The sequence below is a fragment of the Pseudovibrio sp. POLY-S9 genome, assembly GCF_001431305.1.
Taxonomy (GTDB): Bacteria; Pseudomonadota; Alphaproteobacteria; order Rhizobiales; family Stappiaceae; genus Pseudovibrio.
This window is the reverse complement of sequence record NZ_LCWX01000145.1, coordinates 88795-102201: the sequence shown is the minus strand read 5'-3', so window position 1 is coordinate 102201 and position 13407 is coordinate 88795. Positions and strand designations below refer to the sequence as shown.

General features: G+C 52.6%; 12 protein-coding genes. 1 reads left to right on the top strand and 11 read right to left on the bottom strand.

Features of this window, described 5'->3' with window-relative positions:
• Positions 1–40: 40 nt before the first annotated feature.
• Positions 41–988, bottom strand: a complete 948-nt coding sequence (gene argC, locus PPL9_RS12735) for an N-acetyl-gamma-glutamyl-phosphate reductase (RefSeq protein WP_057463041.1) — start codon at positions 986–988, stop codon at positions 41–43.
• A 357-nt stretch (positions 989–1345) separates the two neighbouring features.
• On the opposite strand from argC, the gene PPL9_RS12730 reads away from it, so the two are divergent.
• Positions 1346–6154, top strand: coding sequence for an NAD-glutamate dehydrogenase (locus PPL9_RS12730; protein ID WP_057463040.1), 4809 nt, complete (start codon positions 1346–1348; stop codon positions 6152–6154).
• Between the two features lie 76 nt (positions 6155–6230).
• Here PPL9_RS12730 and PPL9_RS12725 read toward each other — a convergent pair whose 3' ends face one another.
• From PPL9_RS12725 to PPL9_RS12680, 10 genes are all read right to left on the bottom strand, one after another.
• Entirely contained in the window at positions 6231–6536 is a 306-nt protein-coding gene (locus tag PPL9_RS12725; protein ID WP_057463039.1) for a hypothetical protein, read from the bottom strand.
• Positions 6537–6688: 152 nt separating this feature from the next.
• Complete coding sequence (locus PPL9_RS12720) at positions 6689–6946, bottom strand: PQ-loop domain-containing transporter (RefSeq protein ID WP_057463038.1); 258 nt, start codon at positions 6944–6946, stop codon at positions 6689–6691.
• Between the two features lie 165 nt (positions 6947–7111).
• Positions 7112–7891 (bottom strand): GNAT family protein, encoded by a 780-nt coding sequence (locus PPL9_RS12715; protein ID WP_057463037.1) that lies wholly within the window; start codon positions 7889–7891, stop codon positions 7112–7114.
• 92 nt (positions 7892–7983) lie between these two features.
• The gene (locus PPL9_RS12710) at positions 7984–8946 is read right to left on the bottom strand and encodes a hypothetical protein (RefSeq protein WP_057463036.1); all 963 of its coding nucleotides are present in this window, start codon (positions 8944–8946) and stop codon (positions 7984–7986) included.
• 325 nt (positions 8947–9271) lie between these two features.
• Positions 9272–10237, bottom strand: coding sequence for a type I pantothenate kinase (gene coaA / locus PPL9_RS12705; RefSeq protein ID WP_057463035.1), 966 nt, complete (start codon positions 10235–10237; stop codon positions 9272–9274).
• A gap of 54 nt (positions 10238–10291) precedes the next feature.
• Positions 10292–10615: a phosphoribosyl-ATP diphosphatase gene (locus tag PPL9_RS12700; protein ID WP_057463034.1), complete on the bottom strand. Its 324-nt coding sequence runs from the start codon at positions 10613–10615 to the stop codon at positions 10292–10294.
• A 54-nt stretch (positions 10616–10669) separates the two neighbouring features.
• Positions 10670–11449: an imidazole glycerol phosphate synthase subunit HisF gene (gene hisF / locus PPL9_RS12695; RefSeq protein WP_057463033.1), complete on the bottom strand. Its 780-nt coding sequence runs from the start codon at positions 11447–11449 to the stop codon at positions 10670–10672.
• Positions 11446–12189 (bottom strand): 1-(5-phosphoribosyl)-5-[(5-phosphoribosylamino)methylideneamino]imidazole-4-carboxamide isomerase, encoded by a 744-nt coding sequence (gene hisA / locus PPL9_RS12690; protein WP_057463032.1) that lies wholly within the window; start codon positions 12187–12189, stop codon positions 11446–11448. Before hisA ends, hisF begins: the two co-directional genes overlap by 4 nt.
• 45 nt (positions 12190–12234) lie before the next feature.
• Positions 12235–12888 carry an imidazole glycerol phosphate synthase subunit HisH gene (gene hisH, locus PPL9_RS12685; protein WP_057463031.1) on the bottom strand — a complete coding sequence of 218 codons (654 nt, stop codon included), beginning with the start codon at positions 12886–12888 and terminating at the stop codon, positions 12235–12237.
• Between the two features lie 13 nt (positions 12889–12901).
• A complete protein-coding gene (locus tag PPL9_RS12680) occupies positions 12902–13375 on the bottom strand; it encodes a DUF2628 domain-containing protein (protein ID WP_057463030.1) in 474 nt (157 codons plus the stop codon).
• Positions 13376–13407: the final 32 nt, after the last annotated feature.

Below are 13407 nucleotides of genomic sequence, written 5' to 3'. Positions count from 1 at the left end.
GGAAGACTCTCCTCGGATCTCTGGAATTCTCTAATTTTTATTAGGCGACAGCGAGATCAATGCTCTCGTTCAGGCCCATCATAATATTCAGGTTTTGGACGGCTGCGCCGGAAGCGCCCTTGCCAAGGTTGTCATAGATTGCGACCAGCAGAGCTTGGTGCCGGTCATCATTGGCAAAAACGTGCAGCTGCATTTTGTTTGTGCCGTTGAAGATTTCCGGGCTCAGATCCTCAATTGCGTTGACGCTTTCAAACGGTGCGACCTCCACATCGCCAGCAATGCTGGAGAAATGGTCATCAAGCACAGCGTGCAGGTCTTTGCCTGTTGGTGCGTTACGCAGTTGTCCCAGCTGTAACGGAACAAATGTCATCATGCCCTGCGCATAGTTGCCAACCGCTGGCTGGAACAATGGTGCATGGGCAAGGTCAGCATACAGCTGCATTTCCGGCAGATGCTTGTGTCCAAACTGCAAACCGTAAGGCCAGTAAGAAGACGGCTTGTCGCTGGCTTCATACTTTTCAATCATCTGACGGCCACCGCCAGTATAACCGGAAACTGCGTTCACAGTGAGTGCGTGGGTGGACGGAATAACTCCAGCTTCCAGCAGTGGACGTACAGTCGCGATCACGCCTTGCGGGTAACAACCCGGATTGGAAACGAACCGCGCGTTGGAAATGATCTCCGCCTGATCCTTCGTCATCTCAGGAAAGCCGTAGGCCCAATCTGGATTAACGCGGTGTGCAGAAGATGCATCAATAACGCGGGTGCTGTCATTCTTGATGAGCGACACGCTTTCCAGTGCAGCTGCATCCGGCAGGCACAGGATCGCAACATCAGAAGAGTTCAATAGTTCTGCACGAGCTGCCAGCTCCTTGCGGCGCTCCGGAGCGATGCTGAGGATCTCAATGTCACGGCGCCCGGCCAGACGCTCGCGGATCTGCAGACCCGTCGTTCCGGCTTCTCCATCAATGAACACGCGCACTGACATTTTCGACTCCTTGGAGCTTGTAGTTGGAATTAGGTTCAGGGGTTGTACAACGTCCATCACCTATTGTCACAGAATAGGGCGCGTTTTTTTAGGCCTCTGTCCTCAATTGGCAGTTGAGGGGGGCTCAAGCAACTTCAGGTTCACAGGAAGGGCTTTTCGAATATTACAAGAATTCCCGTATGTCGCTCACATCCGAACACATTCTACTGAAAACGATGTTTTTGCGGGATTCTTGTCGCGTTTCGCATTGAAATATTGAGTAAATGCACCTTAATAGGTTTCAAAGGCATAGGCCGCGTCCATGTGGCATGTTCGCGCAGCCTGTGCCGACTATAATGTTGGATGAGGAACGCCTGAATGTCTGTAACGACAGCCGAGGCTAAAGCTGGGCTTATTGCCGATACCTGTGCACTGCTAATTGACGATAACGAAGACGAAGCAAGGTTTGCCGAAGACCTCTTCTCTCACGCCGATGCAGAAGATCTCCTGAACTATACCCCATCAGAGCTTGCGGTCGTATCGCAGGAAGCCTGGGCTGATTTCGCAAATCACCCGCTGGGGACCCATCGTATTCGCGTGTTCAACCCGCAGCCAAACGCTGACGGTAAGCAGCTCGAAGACATTACCATCGTTGAAATCGTCAACGATAACATGGCCTTCCTCGTTTCCTCCGCGATGGGGGCAATCCAAACTGCTGGCTACGAAGTCCGCCTCGTACTGCACCCACTCTTCATCGTAGAGCGTGATGATGATGGCGGCCTGCAAAAATTCCACGGCACTGTTGGTCTGGGAGGACCATCTGTTCGCCGCGAAAGTCTCATCCATATCCACCTTACACGCTTGAACTCTGATGAGGACATCCAGAAGCTCGAAGAGACTCTTGACCTTGTTCTCAACGACGTCCGTCAGGCCGTGCAGGACTGGCGCCCAATGCGCGACAGAATCCAGCTGGCGGTTGAAGAATACCAGCAGGTCCGTGCAAAGGCAGACAACAAGCAGTTTGACGAAGCAATCGCCTTCCTTGAGTGGATGGCGGCTGATAACTTCACCCTTTTGGGTATCCGCGAGTTTATTTTCGATGACACCAGCGAAAACAGCGAACTCTCTCTGATCGAAGGTTCCGGTCTCGGCATTCTGACCGATCCGAAGGTCCGCGTGCTCCGCAAGGGCTCTGAATTCGTTGTTATGACACCGGAAATCAGAGAGTTTCTGCTGAAGCCGGAACCATTGATCATCGGTAAAGCCAACATCCGCAGCCGCGTCCACCGTCACGTGCACATGGACTATGTTGGCGTGAAGCTGTTTGATGATGAAGGCAAACTTCGTGGTGAACTGCGCGTTGTCGGTCTCTTCACCGCCACAGCGTACACCCGCTCAACCAGCTCCATTCCTTACATTCGCCATAAGACCGCGAAAGTAATGAAAAAGCACGGCTTTGATCCGGAAAGCCACAGCGGTCGCGCACTTCGCAACATCTTGGAAGGTTATCCGCGTGATGATCTGTTCCAGATTGATGTTGAAACCCTCTCCAACTTTGCAGATGCGATTCTTCAGCTCAACGAGCGGCCACGTGTCCGTGTTCTGTCCAGAACCGATAAGTTCGACCGTTTCGTATCGATCATCACTTACATCCCGCGTGATCATTTCACCACGAGCATTCGTGAGCGAGTTGGTAAGTATCTGGCAAACGTCTACGAAGGTCGTCTGTCTGCCTGGTACGCAACCTTCCCTGAAGGCCCTCTTGTCCGCGTTCACTACATCATTGGCCGTTACATCGGTGATACGCCTCAACCGTCTCAAGCAGAGCTGGAAGCCTCTATTCAGGTCATCGTCCGCACCTGGACAGACAGTCTGCGAGAAGCGCTCCGCTCAGTCTATGGCAACGCCATCTCTGGCGCACTGCTGAAGCGGTATGGTTCTGCGTTTGATGGTGAATACACTTCCGCGACACCAGCGGTGACCGCGACCAAAGATATTCGCCGCGTTGAACAGCTGGGCGAGAAGCGCCCGCTTGTCATCAGCTTCTACAAGCGCGAGCGTGAAGGAAAGGGCCAGATTTCTCTGCGTGCCTACCACCTCAACAAACCGATTCCGCTGTCTGCTCGTGTGCCGATGCTCGAAAATCTCGGGTTCCGCGTCATCAACGAGAGAACCTACCGGATTACGCCGTCAGATCGCGAACTTAGCTATCTGCACGACACAACGCTGCATCTGGATGAAAACCGCTTCCGCAACTTCACAGAAGCGGATATCGAGCGCCTCGGTGCATTGTTCCTCGCAGTCTGGAACAAACAGGCTGAAAACGACGGTTATAATGCCCTTGCACTGACAGCAGGATTGGCATGGCGCGACATCGCTATGATCCGGGCGCTCTCCCGCTACTTGCGTCAGGCTGGAATCCTCTATTCTGAAGATTATATGTGGGGAACTCTTAACCGCTATCCACAGATCGCTCAGCAGCTCGTTCACCTGTTCCATACACGCTTTGATCCTACACTCGGAACGTTTGAACGTTCGGGTAAGGAGGGGCGTCTGATTGATGAGATTTCCGCAAGCCTTGATGAAGTAACGAGCCTGGATGACGACCGTATTCTCCGTCGTTTCCAGAATTTGATCCTGGCGACACTGCGCACCAACTTCTTCCAGTTGGATGATGCTGGCCAGCCAAAACCAACCTTTGCATTCAAGCTTGACCCACATAAAGTGGAAGGTCTGCCAAAGCCGCTGCCGTACCGCGAGATCTTTGTGTACAGCCCGCGCGTTGAAGGCGTGCACATGCGCTTTGGTCCGGCTGCTCGTGGTGGCCTGCGTTGGTCCGACCGTGCTCAGGATTACCGCACAGAAGTGCTGGGCCTTGTGAAAGCACAGCAGGTCAAGAACGCTGTGATCGTTCCTGTTGGCTCAAAAGGTGGTTTCCTGCCGAAACAGCTTCCAAAAACAGGCAGCCGTGACGAGTGGATTGCGGAAGGAACTGAAGCCTACAAGATCTTCATCTCCTCCCTGCTGGATCTGACAGATAACCTGGACGCTGACCTCATCCTGCCGCCAGAGCTGGTTGTTCGTCACGATCAGGACGACCCATACCTCGTTGTGGCAGCTGATAAAGGCACCGCGACCTTCTCAGATACCGCAAACGCAATCTCAGAAAGCAAAGGCTTCTGGCTGGGCGATGCATTCGCGTCCGGCGGTTCCGCTGGGTATGACCATAAGAAGATGGGCATTACCGCTCGCGGCGGTTGGGAAGCTGTGAAACGTCACTTCCGCGAAATGGACCGTGACATCCAGAAAGAGCCATTCACCGCATGTGGTGTTGGTGACATGTCTGGAGACGTATTCGGCAACGGTATGCTGCTTTCAAAAGCAACCAAACTCGTTGCTGCCTTCGATCACCGCGATATCTTCCTTGACCCGAACCCGGATCCAGCTGTGACCTGGGAAGAACGCAAGCGTATGTTCGATCTGGGGCGCTCTTCCTGGCAAGACTACAACAAGGAGCTGCTCTCAGAAGGCGGCGGCATCTACCCACGTTCTTCCAAGTCTATTCCTCTGACCATTCAGGTTCAGAAGATGCTCGGCCTCAACAAGTCGAAAGCATCTCCTCAGGAGGTCATGACCGCTATCCTGAAGATGCAGGCAGACCTGCTGTGGTTCGGTGGTATCGGCACATACATCCGCGCTTCTGACGAAAACAACAGTGATGTGGGGGACCGTGGTAACGACGCAATCCGCATCACAGCGGCTGAAGTCGGTTCGAAAGTTATCGGCGAAGGTGCAAACCTCGGCATCACTCAGAAAGCTCGTATCGAGTTCTCTCGTGCCGGTGGCCGCTGTAACTCCGATGCGATTGACAACTCCGCTGGTGTGAACTCCTCCGATATGGAAGTGAACATCAAGATTGCGCTGGGCGCTGCAGTTAAGAAGGGTACCCTGACCACTCCGGACCGCAACGTTCTGCTGGCAGATATGACAGACGAAGTTGCTCAGCTGGTGCTGCGTAACAACTACCTGCAAACTCTGGCAATCTCACTCTGCGATCGTCGTGGCCTTGAAGATCTGGGCTATCAGGTCCGCATGATGCGTCAGCTCGAATCTCAGGATCTGCTGGATCGTGTCGTTGAAGATCTGCCGGATGATGTGACCATTGAAGAACGTGAAAAAGCAGGTCAGCACCTGTCTCGTCCAGAACTGGGCGTGCTGCTGGCATATGCTAAACTCACGCTCCATGATGAGTTGCTGAACAGCTCCGTTCCTGATGATGCCTACCTCGCGAAAGAGCTGTACCGCTACTTCCCGAAACAGATGGCAGAGACCTACACTCAGGAAATTGAAGGACACCGTCTGCGTCGCGAAATCATCGCAACAATGCTGGCGAACTCCATCATCAACCGGGGTGGCCCTGCATTCCTGACCCGCATCATCGATCAGACCGGCGCGTCTGTTGCTGATGTGGCCCGTGCCTTCGCTGTGGTGCGTGATGCCTTTGGGCTGACCCAGCTGAACGAAGAGATCGACCGTCTCGACAACACCATCTCCGGTGATCTGCAGCTAGAGCTCTATACTCTGGTTCAGGATCTGGTGCTGGGTATGGTGATCTGGTTCCTGCGCAACGTCTCCTTCGAAGATGGTTTGGAAGCTGCGATCAACCGCTTCCGCGATACCGTCAAGCGTCTGTCTCCACGTCTGGAAACATTCCTTTCCGAAGAACGGGCAGCAACGCTCAAAGCGGAAACTGATCGTCTGGTGGAAGCTGGTGTTCCAATCATGATCGCGGCTCGTATCGCCCGTCTCATCGGCGAAATGGTGATCCCGGATATCGTTCTGGTCTCTGAAAAAGCCAACCGTGACGTGGATGAAGTTGCAGCCTCTTACTTCCGCGTGGCCGAGCACTTCAAGTTCGGCGCGATTGAAGAGCTGGCTCGTGAGTTTGTCATTCGTGACTACTACGACGGATTGGCGCTCGACCGTTCCCGTTCCATCCTGGCAAATGCTCTGCGTGATCTGGCTGCTCAAGCCCTTGCGGATGAAAAAGGCTTTGATGGCTGGCTGGAACGCAATGGCGGTAAAGCTGAAAGAACACAGCAGGCAACCAACGAGATTCTGGAGAAGAACCTGTCGGTTTCCAAGTTCTCTGTGGCAGCTGGCATGCTGGCAGAGCTTGCAAACTAAGCTCTGCAAACAGTACAAAATACAAAACCCCGGTGCAGCACCCTGCACTGGGGTTTTTCTTTGCCTGAGATCAGAATTATCTATTCTTGGCGTTCTTTTCTTTTTCCATCGCCAGTCGCATTTCAAGGTCGGAGATATGCTTCATCGCGGCCTTCTTGTCTTCATCGCTGGAGGCGGCGCGGTACTTCTCACGCGCTGCAGCAATGTCATGGGTCAGCTGCACTTCGCGAGGGGCGGCAGCACGATCAAGCACACTCTTGTCTACGCCTTCGATGCGCTCTTCTTCGACCTTGGTTCCTGATTTTGAACGGAGCGCTTCCAACTGCGCTTTGAGTTCCTGTTGGGCGGCGGCGTTCTTATTGTTTTTATTGAGGTCGAACATGCTGGTTCCTTCTCACGTGTCAAAACATATCCTCCCCATAGATATGAATTTAAACCAGCGTCTCTGTCTATTACGTCCCGAAAGGTGTGCTGAACCTGAGCTTAATGCTGTGGGCCTCTATCTATTCAAATCCGACCATTCTGTGCGCGATCTCATTTATAGATCAGCTTGGCAGTCACAATCGCACCAACCGCGATAATGGAGATGATATTGCCAACAACAAGCGGCCAGGCCTCCATCATGATGCCATAGACAAACCAGAGCACCACAGTACTCAGCACAAGAAGGTTTGCAGCAAGGGAAAGGTCTTTTGTCTCGCGAGACCGCCACGTTTTCACGGTCTGCGGAAGCCAGCACAAGGTGCCAATAATGGCAGCGAGATAGCCGATGTAATCTGCGTAAACGAGCATAGTGATAATCGCATTTGTAATGTGAGATAAGAAAAACCTGGGTAGGTGTACGCAGAGTAGCACAAGATGAAATCTAGCGTAATAGGTGCATGTGCGGCAGGTCTTCGCACAAAAAAGCCTCGGGCGCACCGAGGCTTCATCATCATTAGGTCGGCTAAGAGATCGTTAAAAGACTCGGACCTCTTCTCGTGCAACCAGTTCGGACAGCGTTTTGATGCGCGCGCCGTTTTCCTTGAAGTTCGCAGGTGAAAGCCATTTTTCAAAGGAGGCACGCAAAACGGGCCATTCGCTATCAAGCACCGAGAACCAGGCCGTATCAAGGTTCTTGCCTTTGACAACGGATGCCTGACGCAATGTTCCCTCGTAGCTGAAGCCAAGGCGTACAGCTGCTTTGCGAGACACTTTGTTCAAGGCATTACACCGCCATTCATAACGACGGTAGCCCCATTTATCGAACACTCGCTGCATCATCAGGAACATCGCTTCCGTGCCACCGCACTTGCGTTGCAGCAGGGGGGAGAAGTGGATGTGCCCAACTTCAATGCTGCCTGTTTCAGGCACAATGTTCATATAACTCGCAACACCAAGAGCTTTTCCGCCTTCTTGTTCAATAATAGCAAATGAAAACGGGTCGTTCCCGGCAGCCAACTCCTTGATGTATTGCTCAAAGCTTTCAAAGTCTGGAAAAGGGCCTTCATCCAGATAGGTCCAGTTGCGGCCTTCTGTATCGACACTGAACGCCTCATACAGGTCTTGCGCATGCTTTTCGGGGTCCAATCGCTCCAGTCTGCAAAAGTGACCGACCATCGTCTCGTCTGTCGGCAGCTGAGCCGGAGCCCAATCCAACATATCTTCGCCCACGACCTGCCCCAGTTCGTTCTGGTTTTGAGAGGGATCCTTTTCGGATTTCTCTGCGGATTTCAGTGCAGCTAGATATGCAAGCATTTTAGGCCTCCTCGGAATGTCCCGATCTGGAAAGTTTAAAGCACCAAAATGACAAAACCCCGACCTTTCAGTCAGGGTGTCATCATCAGGTATTAAAGGCGTTCAGAAGGATCGTTCTTTCTTACAAGAGCAGAACTTCCGCGTTCATTGTCGTCCTCGTCTTTCCTCGAAGACGTAAACGCCCAGAAACTCCGCTTAATGTCACCTTTGGCAAAACAGTCGTAAAAGTCGCGACGTCCATACATGGAGTTCTTGCTACAGCCGTAGCCGTACCAGTAGCAGGTATCGCTTTTCTTCACTTCAATGTGGCCGTGGCGATTGCGTTTGTCGCGGTTATAAACGCAGATCGAGCCATCTGGCGCACGATCAGGGCTGCTCACGCGCAAGCGTTTGAAGCCATATTTCGGGAGAGCCTTGATCGCCATGTAAGCCGAGCCACCCGGAATGTAGGTGTCTACCAGACCTTCAGAAATCAGATGCTTCTTCACATAGCGGTAGCAGTAAGTCATACCGCGTCGGCGGCGAGCAGAGCGAACACGGCCAGAGCTTGCTGCCAGCACAGCACCAGCATAGCCAATGTAGCTGTCTTCTTCGCTACCGGCGATCTTGTCTGCTTCGTCACGGCTGAGTTTGGCAACTTCAGTCAGCGTGTAGGTCGAAAAATCTGCTTTGGAAACATAAATGTCAGAGGTGATGCTGCCTTCTTCGTCCGGCTGGTCAACGCCCAGACGAACCAGCTCGCCTTTGGTTGGGTCAGTCGCCCAGTCCAGCACGCTCAGCTGTGCGCCAACAGGTAGGATTTGTTGAAGAGAAGAGCCCGCTTTGCCGTCTTCAGCTGTCGCCCAGCCTTTAGCAAGAATTGGCTTGGCAACATTATAGTTGCCGGAAGTGGTCATCTTGTTTTGCGGAAGAGTATCTTTGCCGGAGAGCAGAGAAACTGGCTCCTCAGACAAAGATAGGTCACCAAAAGAAGCGTTTGGCCCTGCAGCAACTGCTGTAGTGAGAACCAGAAAACTAAACCCTGCATACGCGGATACTTTTGCAAGCTGTAGCATAATTCCTCCGAAAGCCTTTTTTAGGCACAGTGGCACCGGTTCCCGCGCGCGTTGCATGCGAGATTGCTGGAACTTGGCAATAAGAAACGGTCGAGGCGCTCACGCGCTTCGTGGTTCATGCCAGTCTGATGATGGTGCGCAGCTGTCGTTTTACTGACGCAAGCTCCTGCTCGGGGGCATCTTGCACGCCGGCAGGCAAAACTTTCCAGCAAGCTTTCCGGGGAAGGCCTGCAGGCACTCAACGCTCAAACACATGCAATACAGGCTGGCGCCTGCCTCTCGGTGCCAGTCTGTCAGTCAGCAATGTAAGAGCGCGTTTGCTCGTTTAGATCTTGCGCAGCGCCACGGTTTCGATGCTATGGTCTGTTCCCTTTGTCAGGATCAGATCAGCGCGTGGTCGCGTCGGCAAGATGTTCTGGCGAAGGTTCTCCAGATTGATGTTTTGCCAAAGGTCCTTCGCGATCTCTTGCGCCTTATCATTCGAAATTGTGGAAAATTTATGGAAATATGAACCGGGATCTCGGAATGCCGTCTCACGCAGACGCATGAAACGCTCCAGATACCAGCGTTGCAGCACTTGCTCTTCCGCATCAATGTAGATGGAAAAGTCAAAGAAATCAGAGACAAAGGGCACTGCCTTTGCCGCTTTTGGCTGATGCGAAGTCTGCAAAACATTCAGCCCTTCGACGATCAAAATATCTGGCTGTTCGACTGTGACATGCTGTCCCGGCATCACATCATAGAAGAAATGAGAGTAAATCGGGGCACGAACTTTGCGCTCTCCGCCCTTGATGTCTGTCAGGAATTTGAGCAGTGCAGAGCGGTCATAACTCTCAGGAAAGCCCTTCCGACGCATCAATCCTTCTGTTTCCAGAACAGAGTTCGGATACAAAAAACCGTCAGTGGTGATCAGGTCCACTTTCGGGCTTGCAGGCCAGCGCGAAAGCAGTGCCTGCAACAGGCGGGCCGTCGTTGACTTGCCGACAGAGACCGAACCCGCAATACCAATGATGAACGGCGTTCGGGTCAGCTGCATGCCCAAAAAGCGCTTCGTTGCAAACTGAAGGCTTTGGGAAGCTTCCACGTAATAGGCAAGCAGACGAGACAGAGGCAGGTAAATATTCTTCACCTGCTCCTGAGACACAAAGTCATTGAGCGATTGCAGGTCTTCAATTTCCTGCATGCTCAACGTCATTGGTGTGCCTGCGCGTAAAGACGCCCATTCAGTCTCTGTAAAGACAGAGTAGGGGGACAGGTCCAGCTCTTGCACTGGAGCGATTTCTTTATGCATAGCGTTAGCGCTCAAGGCCCCTCGTGCCTCCCACTTCGCGTGACAGGAAGAAAACTAGTCGTCCGTACGAGACGCTTTTTCTTCCAGTCCGGTTTGGCCGGTGCGTGCTGCAAGCTTAGCTAGAACTTCATCCAGCGACACATCGGAAACCTTCATAACAACAAGTAGATGATAAAGCAGGTCAGCTGCTTCAGAAGCAACGCCGTCCCTATCACCTTCTACGGCTGCAATCGCAGTTTCAACGGCTTCCTCTCCAAGCTTCTGTGCACACTTGGAAACGCCCTTTGAAATGAGTTTGCGGGTATATGACATTTCATCGTCACTGTTCGCACGTGCAGCAACAATAGCCTCTAGGTCCGAAAGGGTAAAATTGGTCATTTGGCTAGCCTTGTTGAGGCCGCTTCAGGATTACTCTGAATACCTGAGCGAAATTTACTTATCCAGACGCATAGGAATTCCAGCATCTGCCATGTGTTGCTTGGCTTCTTCAATGCTGTAAGTCCCAAAATGGAAGATTGAAGCAGCAAGCACAGCAGTCGCGTGTCCATCACGAACACCCTCAACCAGATGATCCAGAGTTCCAACCCCACCGGAAGCGATCACAGGTACATGTACAGCATCCGCAATTGCACGGGTAAGCGGCAAATTGTAGCCCTCTTGCGTGCCGTCACGATCCATTGATGTAACAAGCAGTTCACCAGCGCCAAGGTCCACTGCCTTACGCGCAAATTCAACAGCATCAATGCCAGTTGGCGTACGGCCACCATGGGTGAAGATCTCAAAACGCTCTTCTTCGCCTTCAGCAGAAACACGCTTGGCATCAATGCTGACAACAATGCACTGACTACCGAATTTCTGAGCTGCTTCCCGAATAAATTCAGGATTTTTCACCGCTGCGGTGTTGATTGAAACTTTGTCAGCACCGGCGATCAGCAGCTTGCGGATGTCTTCAACAGTGCGCACACCGCCGCCAACAGTCACTGGCATAAAGCAAGCTTCAGCAGTGCGTTGCACAACATCATAGATCGTGTCGCGATTGTCGCTGGAGGCAGTAATATCAAGGAACGTCAGCTCATCTGCACCAGCTGCGTCATAAGCTTTGGCTGCCTCAACAGGGTCGCCAGCATCAATCAGGTCAACAAAGTTGACGCCTTTCACGACGCGGCCATCCTTCACATCAAGGCATGGAATAATGCGAGCCTTCAGGGTCATGCGAGGCCCTCACGGCTTTTCTTGATCAGATCAAGCGCTTCAGCAGGGTCAAGACGACCATCATACAACGCACGACCAGAGATCGCGCCCTCAAGAATATCGCAATCTGTTTGCACCAGACGCTCAATGTCCTTGATGTCAGCCAGACCACCGGAAGCAATAATCGGAATGCTCACTGCATTGGCCAGCTCCAGTGTGCTCTCAATGTTCAGGCCCTTAAGAACGCCATCACGGTCAATGTCGGTGTAGATGATCGCTGCAACACCAGCATCTTCAAACTGCTTTGCCAGCTCAATCACGGTCAGCTCGGAAGTCTCTGCCCAACCTTCAACGGCAACCTTGCCACCTTTTGCGTCGATACCAACAGCAATGCGGTCAGGATACTTCTTGCAAGCTTCCTTCACCAGCTCAGGATCTCGCAGGGCTACGGTACCAAGAATGACGCGTGCAATGCCTTTTGCCAGCCAGTTGTCGATGTGTTCCATAGTGCGGATACCGCCGCCCAGTTGAACCGGGTTGGTGGTGTTGGCAAGGATCGCATCAACAGCTTCGCCGTTTTTGGTCTCACCCGCAAACGCACCATCAAGGTCAACAACGTGCAGCCATTCAAAGCCCTGGTCCTGAAACGTCTTCGCCTGTGCACCCGGATCATCGTTAAACACGGTTGCCTGATCCATGTCGCCCAGTTTCAAACGAACGCACTGGCCACCTTTAAGGTCAATCGCTGGAAAAATAATCATAATTCTGTCCTTGGACTTGTCTGTGCCACTGAAAGCGGGCAGCCGTTACGGCGCCCAGCTCAGGAAATTGGAAATCAAAGAGAGACCGAGCTTCTGGCTCTTTTCCGGGTGAAACTGCGTGCCAACCATGTTGTCTCGTCCCACCATCGCAGTGAACTCACCCGCATAGTCAAAGCTTGCCAAACGGTGTTCAGGGTTCTCGGTCGCAAAGTGATAGGAGTGCACGAAGTAAGCGTGCAGGCCATCACCGCCGGTTTTGATGCCTTCAAGCACCGGATGTTCATCACCCGTGACGTTGATGGTGTTCCAGCCCATGTGAGGAATTTTCAGCTCAGGATTAGCTGGTTTCATCGCGGTGACATCACCACTGATCCAGTCCAGCCCTTCCGCCTTCTCAAATTCAAGCCCACGAGTCGCCAACAACTGCATGCCCACGCAAATCCCCATGAAGGGTTTACCGTTGATGAGCACAGCTTCCGCCAATGCCTCTTCCATGCCATCCAGCGCCAACAGGCCACGGCGACAATCCGCAAATGCGCCAACACCGGGCAGAACGATACGGTCAGCCTTGGCAACAACTGAAGGATCAGAAGTTACCGTAACCTCATGAGTATGATGATGGTTATGGGCTGCATGCTCAAACGCCTTTGCCGCGGAGCGCAAGTTGCCAGAACCATAATCAATAATTGCCACACTCATGAAGAAACTCCTGTTATCGCTTGAGTGTCATTCCAACGACGTCAGTGTCGCTGGTGTGTGGGGCCACTGGCCCCTGTGGAAGCCGCACTTCACTTTTGGTTTTGGAAATGCGGTCGAAGAAACGAATTTCTGCCTCATCCAGATTGGCGGCAGAGATAAACCCGACAGTCTGCCAGTTTTTGCGGCGCAGGCTCCAGCTTTTCAGAAACCCGGCTTCCATCGCAAAAAACAAAGTGGCGAGCACGGTAATAAAGCCGCCAGTGGTAGACCCAAAGGCTTCAGCAATAAACACCAGCGCAATGATTGCTGCCAGATAACCGAGGAAGACCAGCCACATCCGGTTGTACAAAGACCAGAGGAGAGGGAAGAGCATCGCCCACCACGAGAAACCGTCTTTCACGAACTTGATGTTTCGTGCGTCCTCGTCCTTCAGGTGGTCAAGTGAAACCCCTGGTTCGGTCATGACATAATAGACAGCCAATTGCATTCTCCCTGAACAAGCAGAGCTGCGGGCCGAAA

Coding starts and splice junctions, on each gene's coding strand:
- PPL9_RS12730 (WP_057463040.1), top strand. CDS start 1,346: ATGTCTGTAACGACAGCCGAGGCTAAAGCTGGGCTTATTGCCGATACC.
- hisH (WP_057463031.1), bottom strand. CDS start 12,888: ATGAGTGTGGCAATTATTGATTATGGTTCTGGCAACTTGCGCTCCGCG.
- PPL9_RS12710 (WP_057463036.1), bottom strand. CDS start 8,946: ATGCTACAGCTTGCAAAAGTATCCGCGTATGCAGGGTTTAGTTTTCTG.
- PPL9_RS12725 (WP_057463039.1), bottom strand. CDS start 6,536: ATGTTCGACCTCAATAAAAACAATAAGAACGCCGCCGCCCAACAGGAA.
- argC (WP_057463041.1), bottom strand. CDS start 988: ATGTCAGTGCGCGTGTTCATTGATGGAGAAGCCGGAACGACGGGTCTG.
- coaA (WP_057463035.1), bottom strand. CDS start 10,237: ATGCATAAAGAAATCGCTCCAGTGCAAGAGCTGGACCTGTCCCCCTAC.
- PPL9_RS12700 (WP_057463034.1), bottom strand. CDS start 10,615: ATGACCAATTTTACCCTTTCGGACCTAGAGGCTATTGTTGCTGCACGT.
- hisA (WP_057463032.1), bottom strand. CDS start 12,189: ATGATTATTTTTCCAGCGATTGACCTTAAAGGTGGCCAGTGCGTTCGT.
- PPL9_RS12680 (WP_057463030.1), bottom strand. CDS start 13,375: ATGCAATTGGCTGTCTATTATGTCATGACCGAACCAGGGGTTTCACTT.
- PPL9_RS12720 (WP_057463038.1), bottom strand. CDS start 6,946: ATGCTCGTTTACGCAGATTACATCGGCTATCTCGCTGCCATTATTGGC.
- PPL9_RS12715 (WP_057463037.1), bottom strand. CDS start 7,891: ATGCTTGCATATCTAGCTGCACTGAAATCCGCAGAGAAATCCGAAAAG.
- hisF (WP_057463033.1), bottom strand. CDS start 11,449: ATGACCCTGAAGGCTCGCATTATTCCATGCCTTGATGTGAAGGATGGC.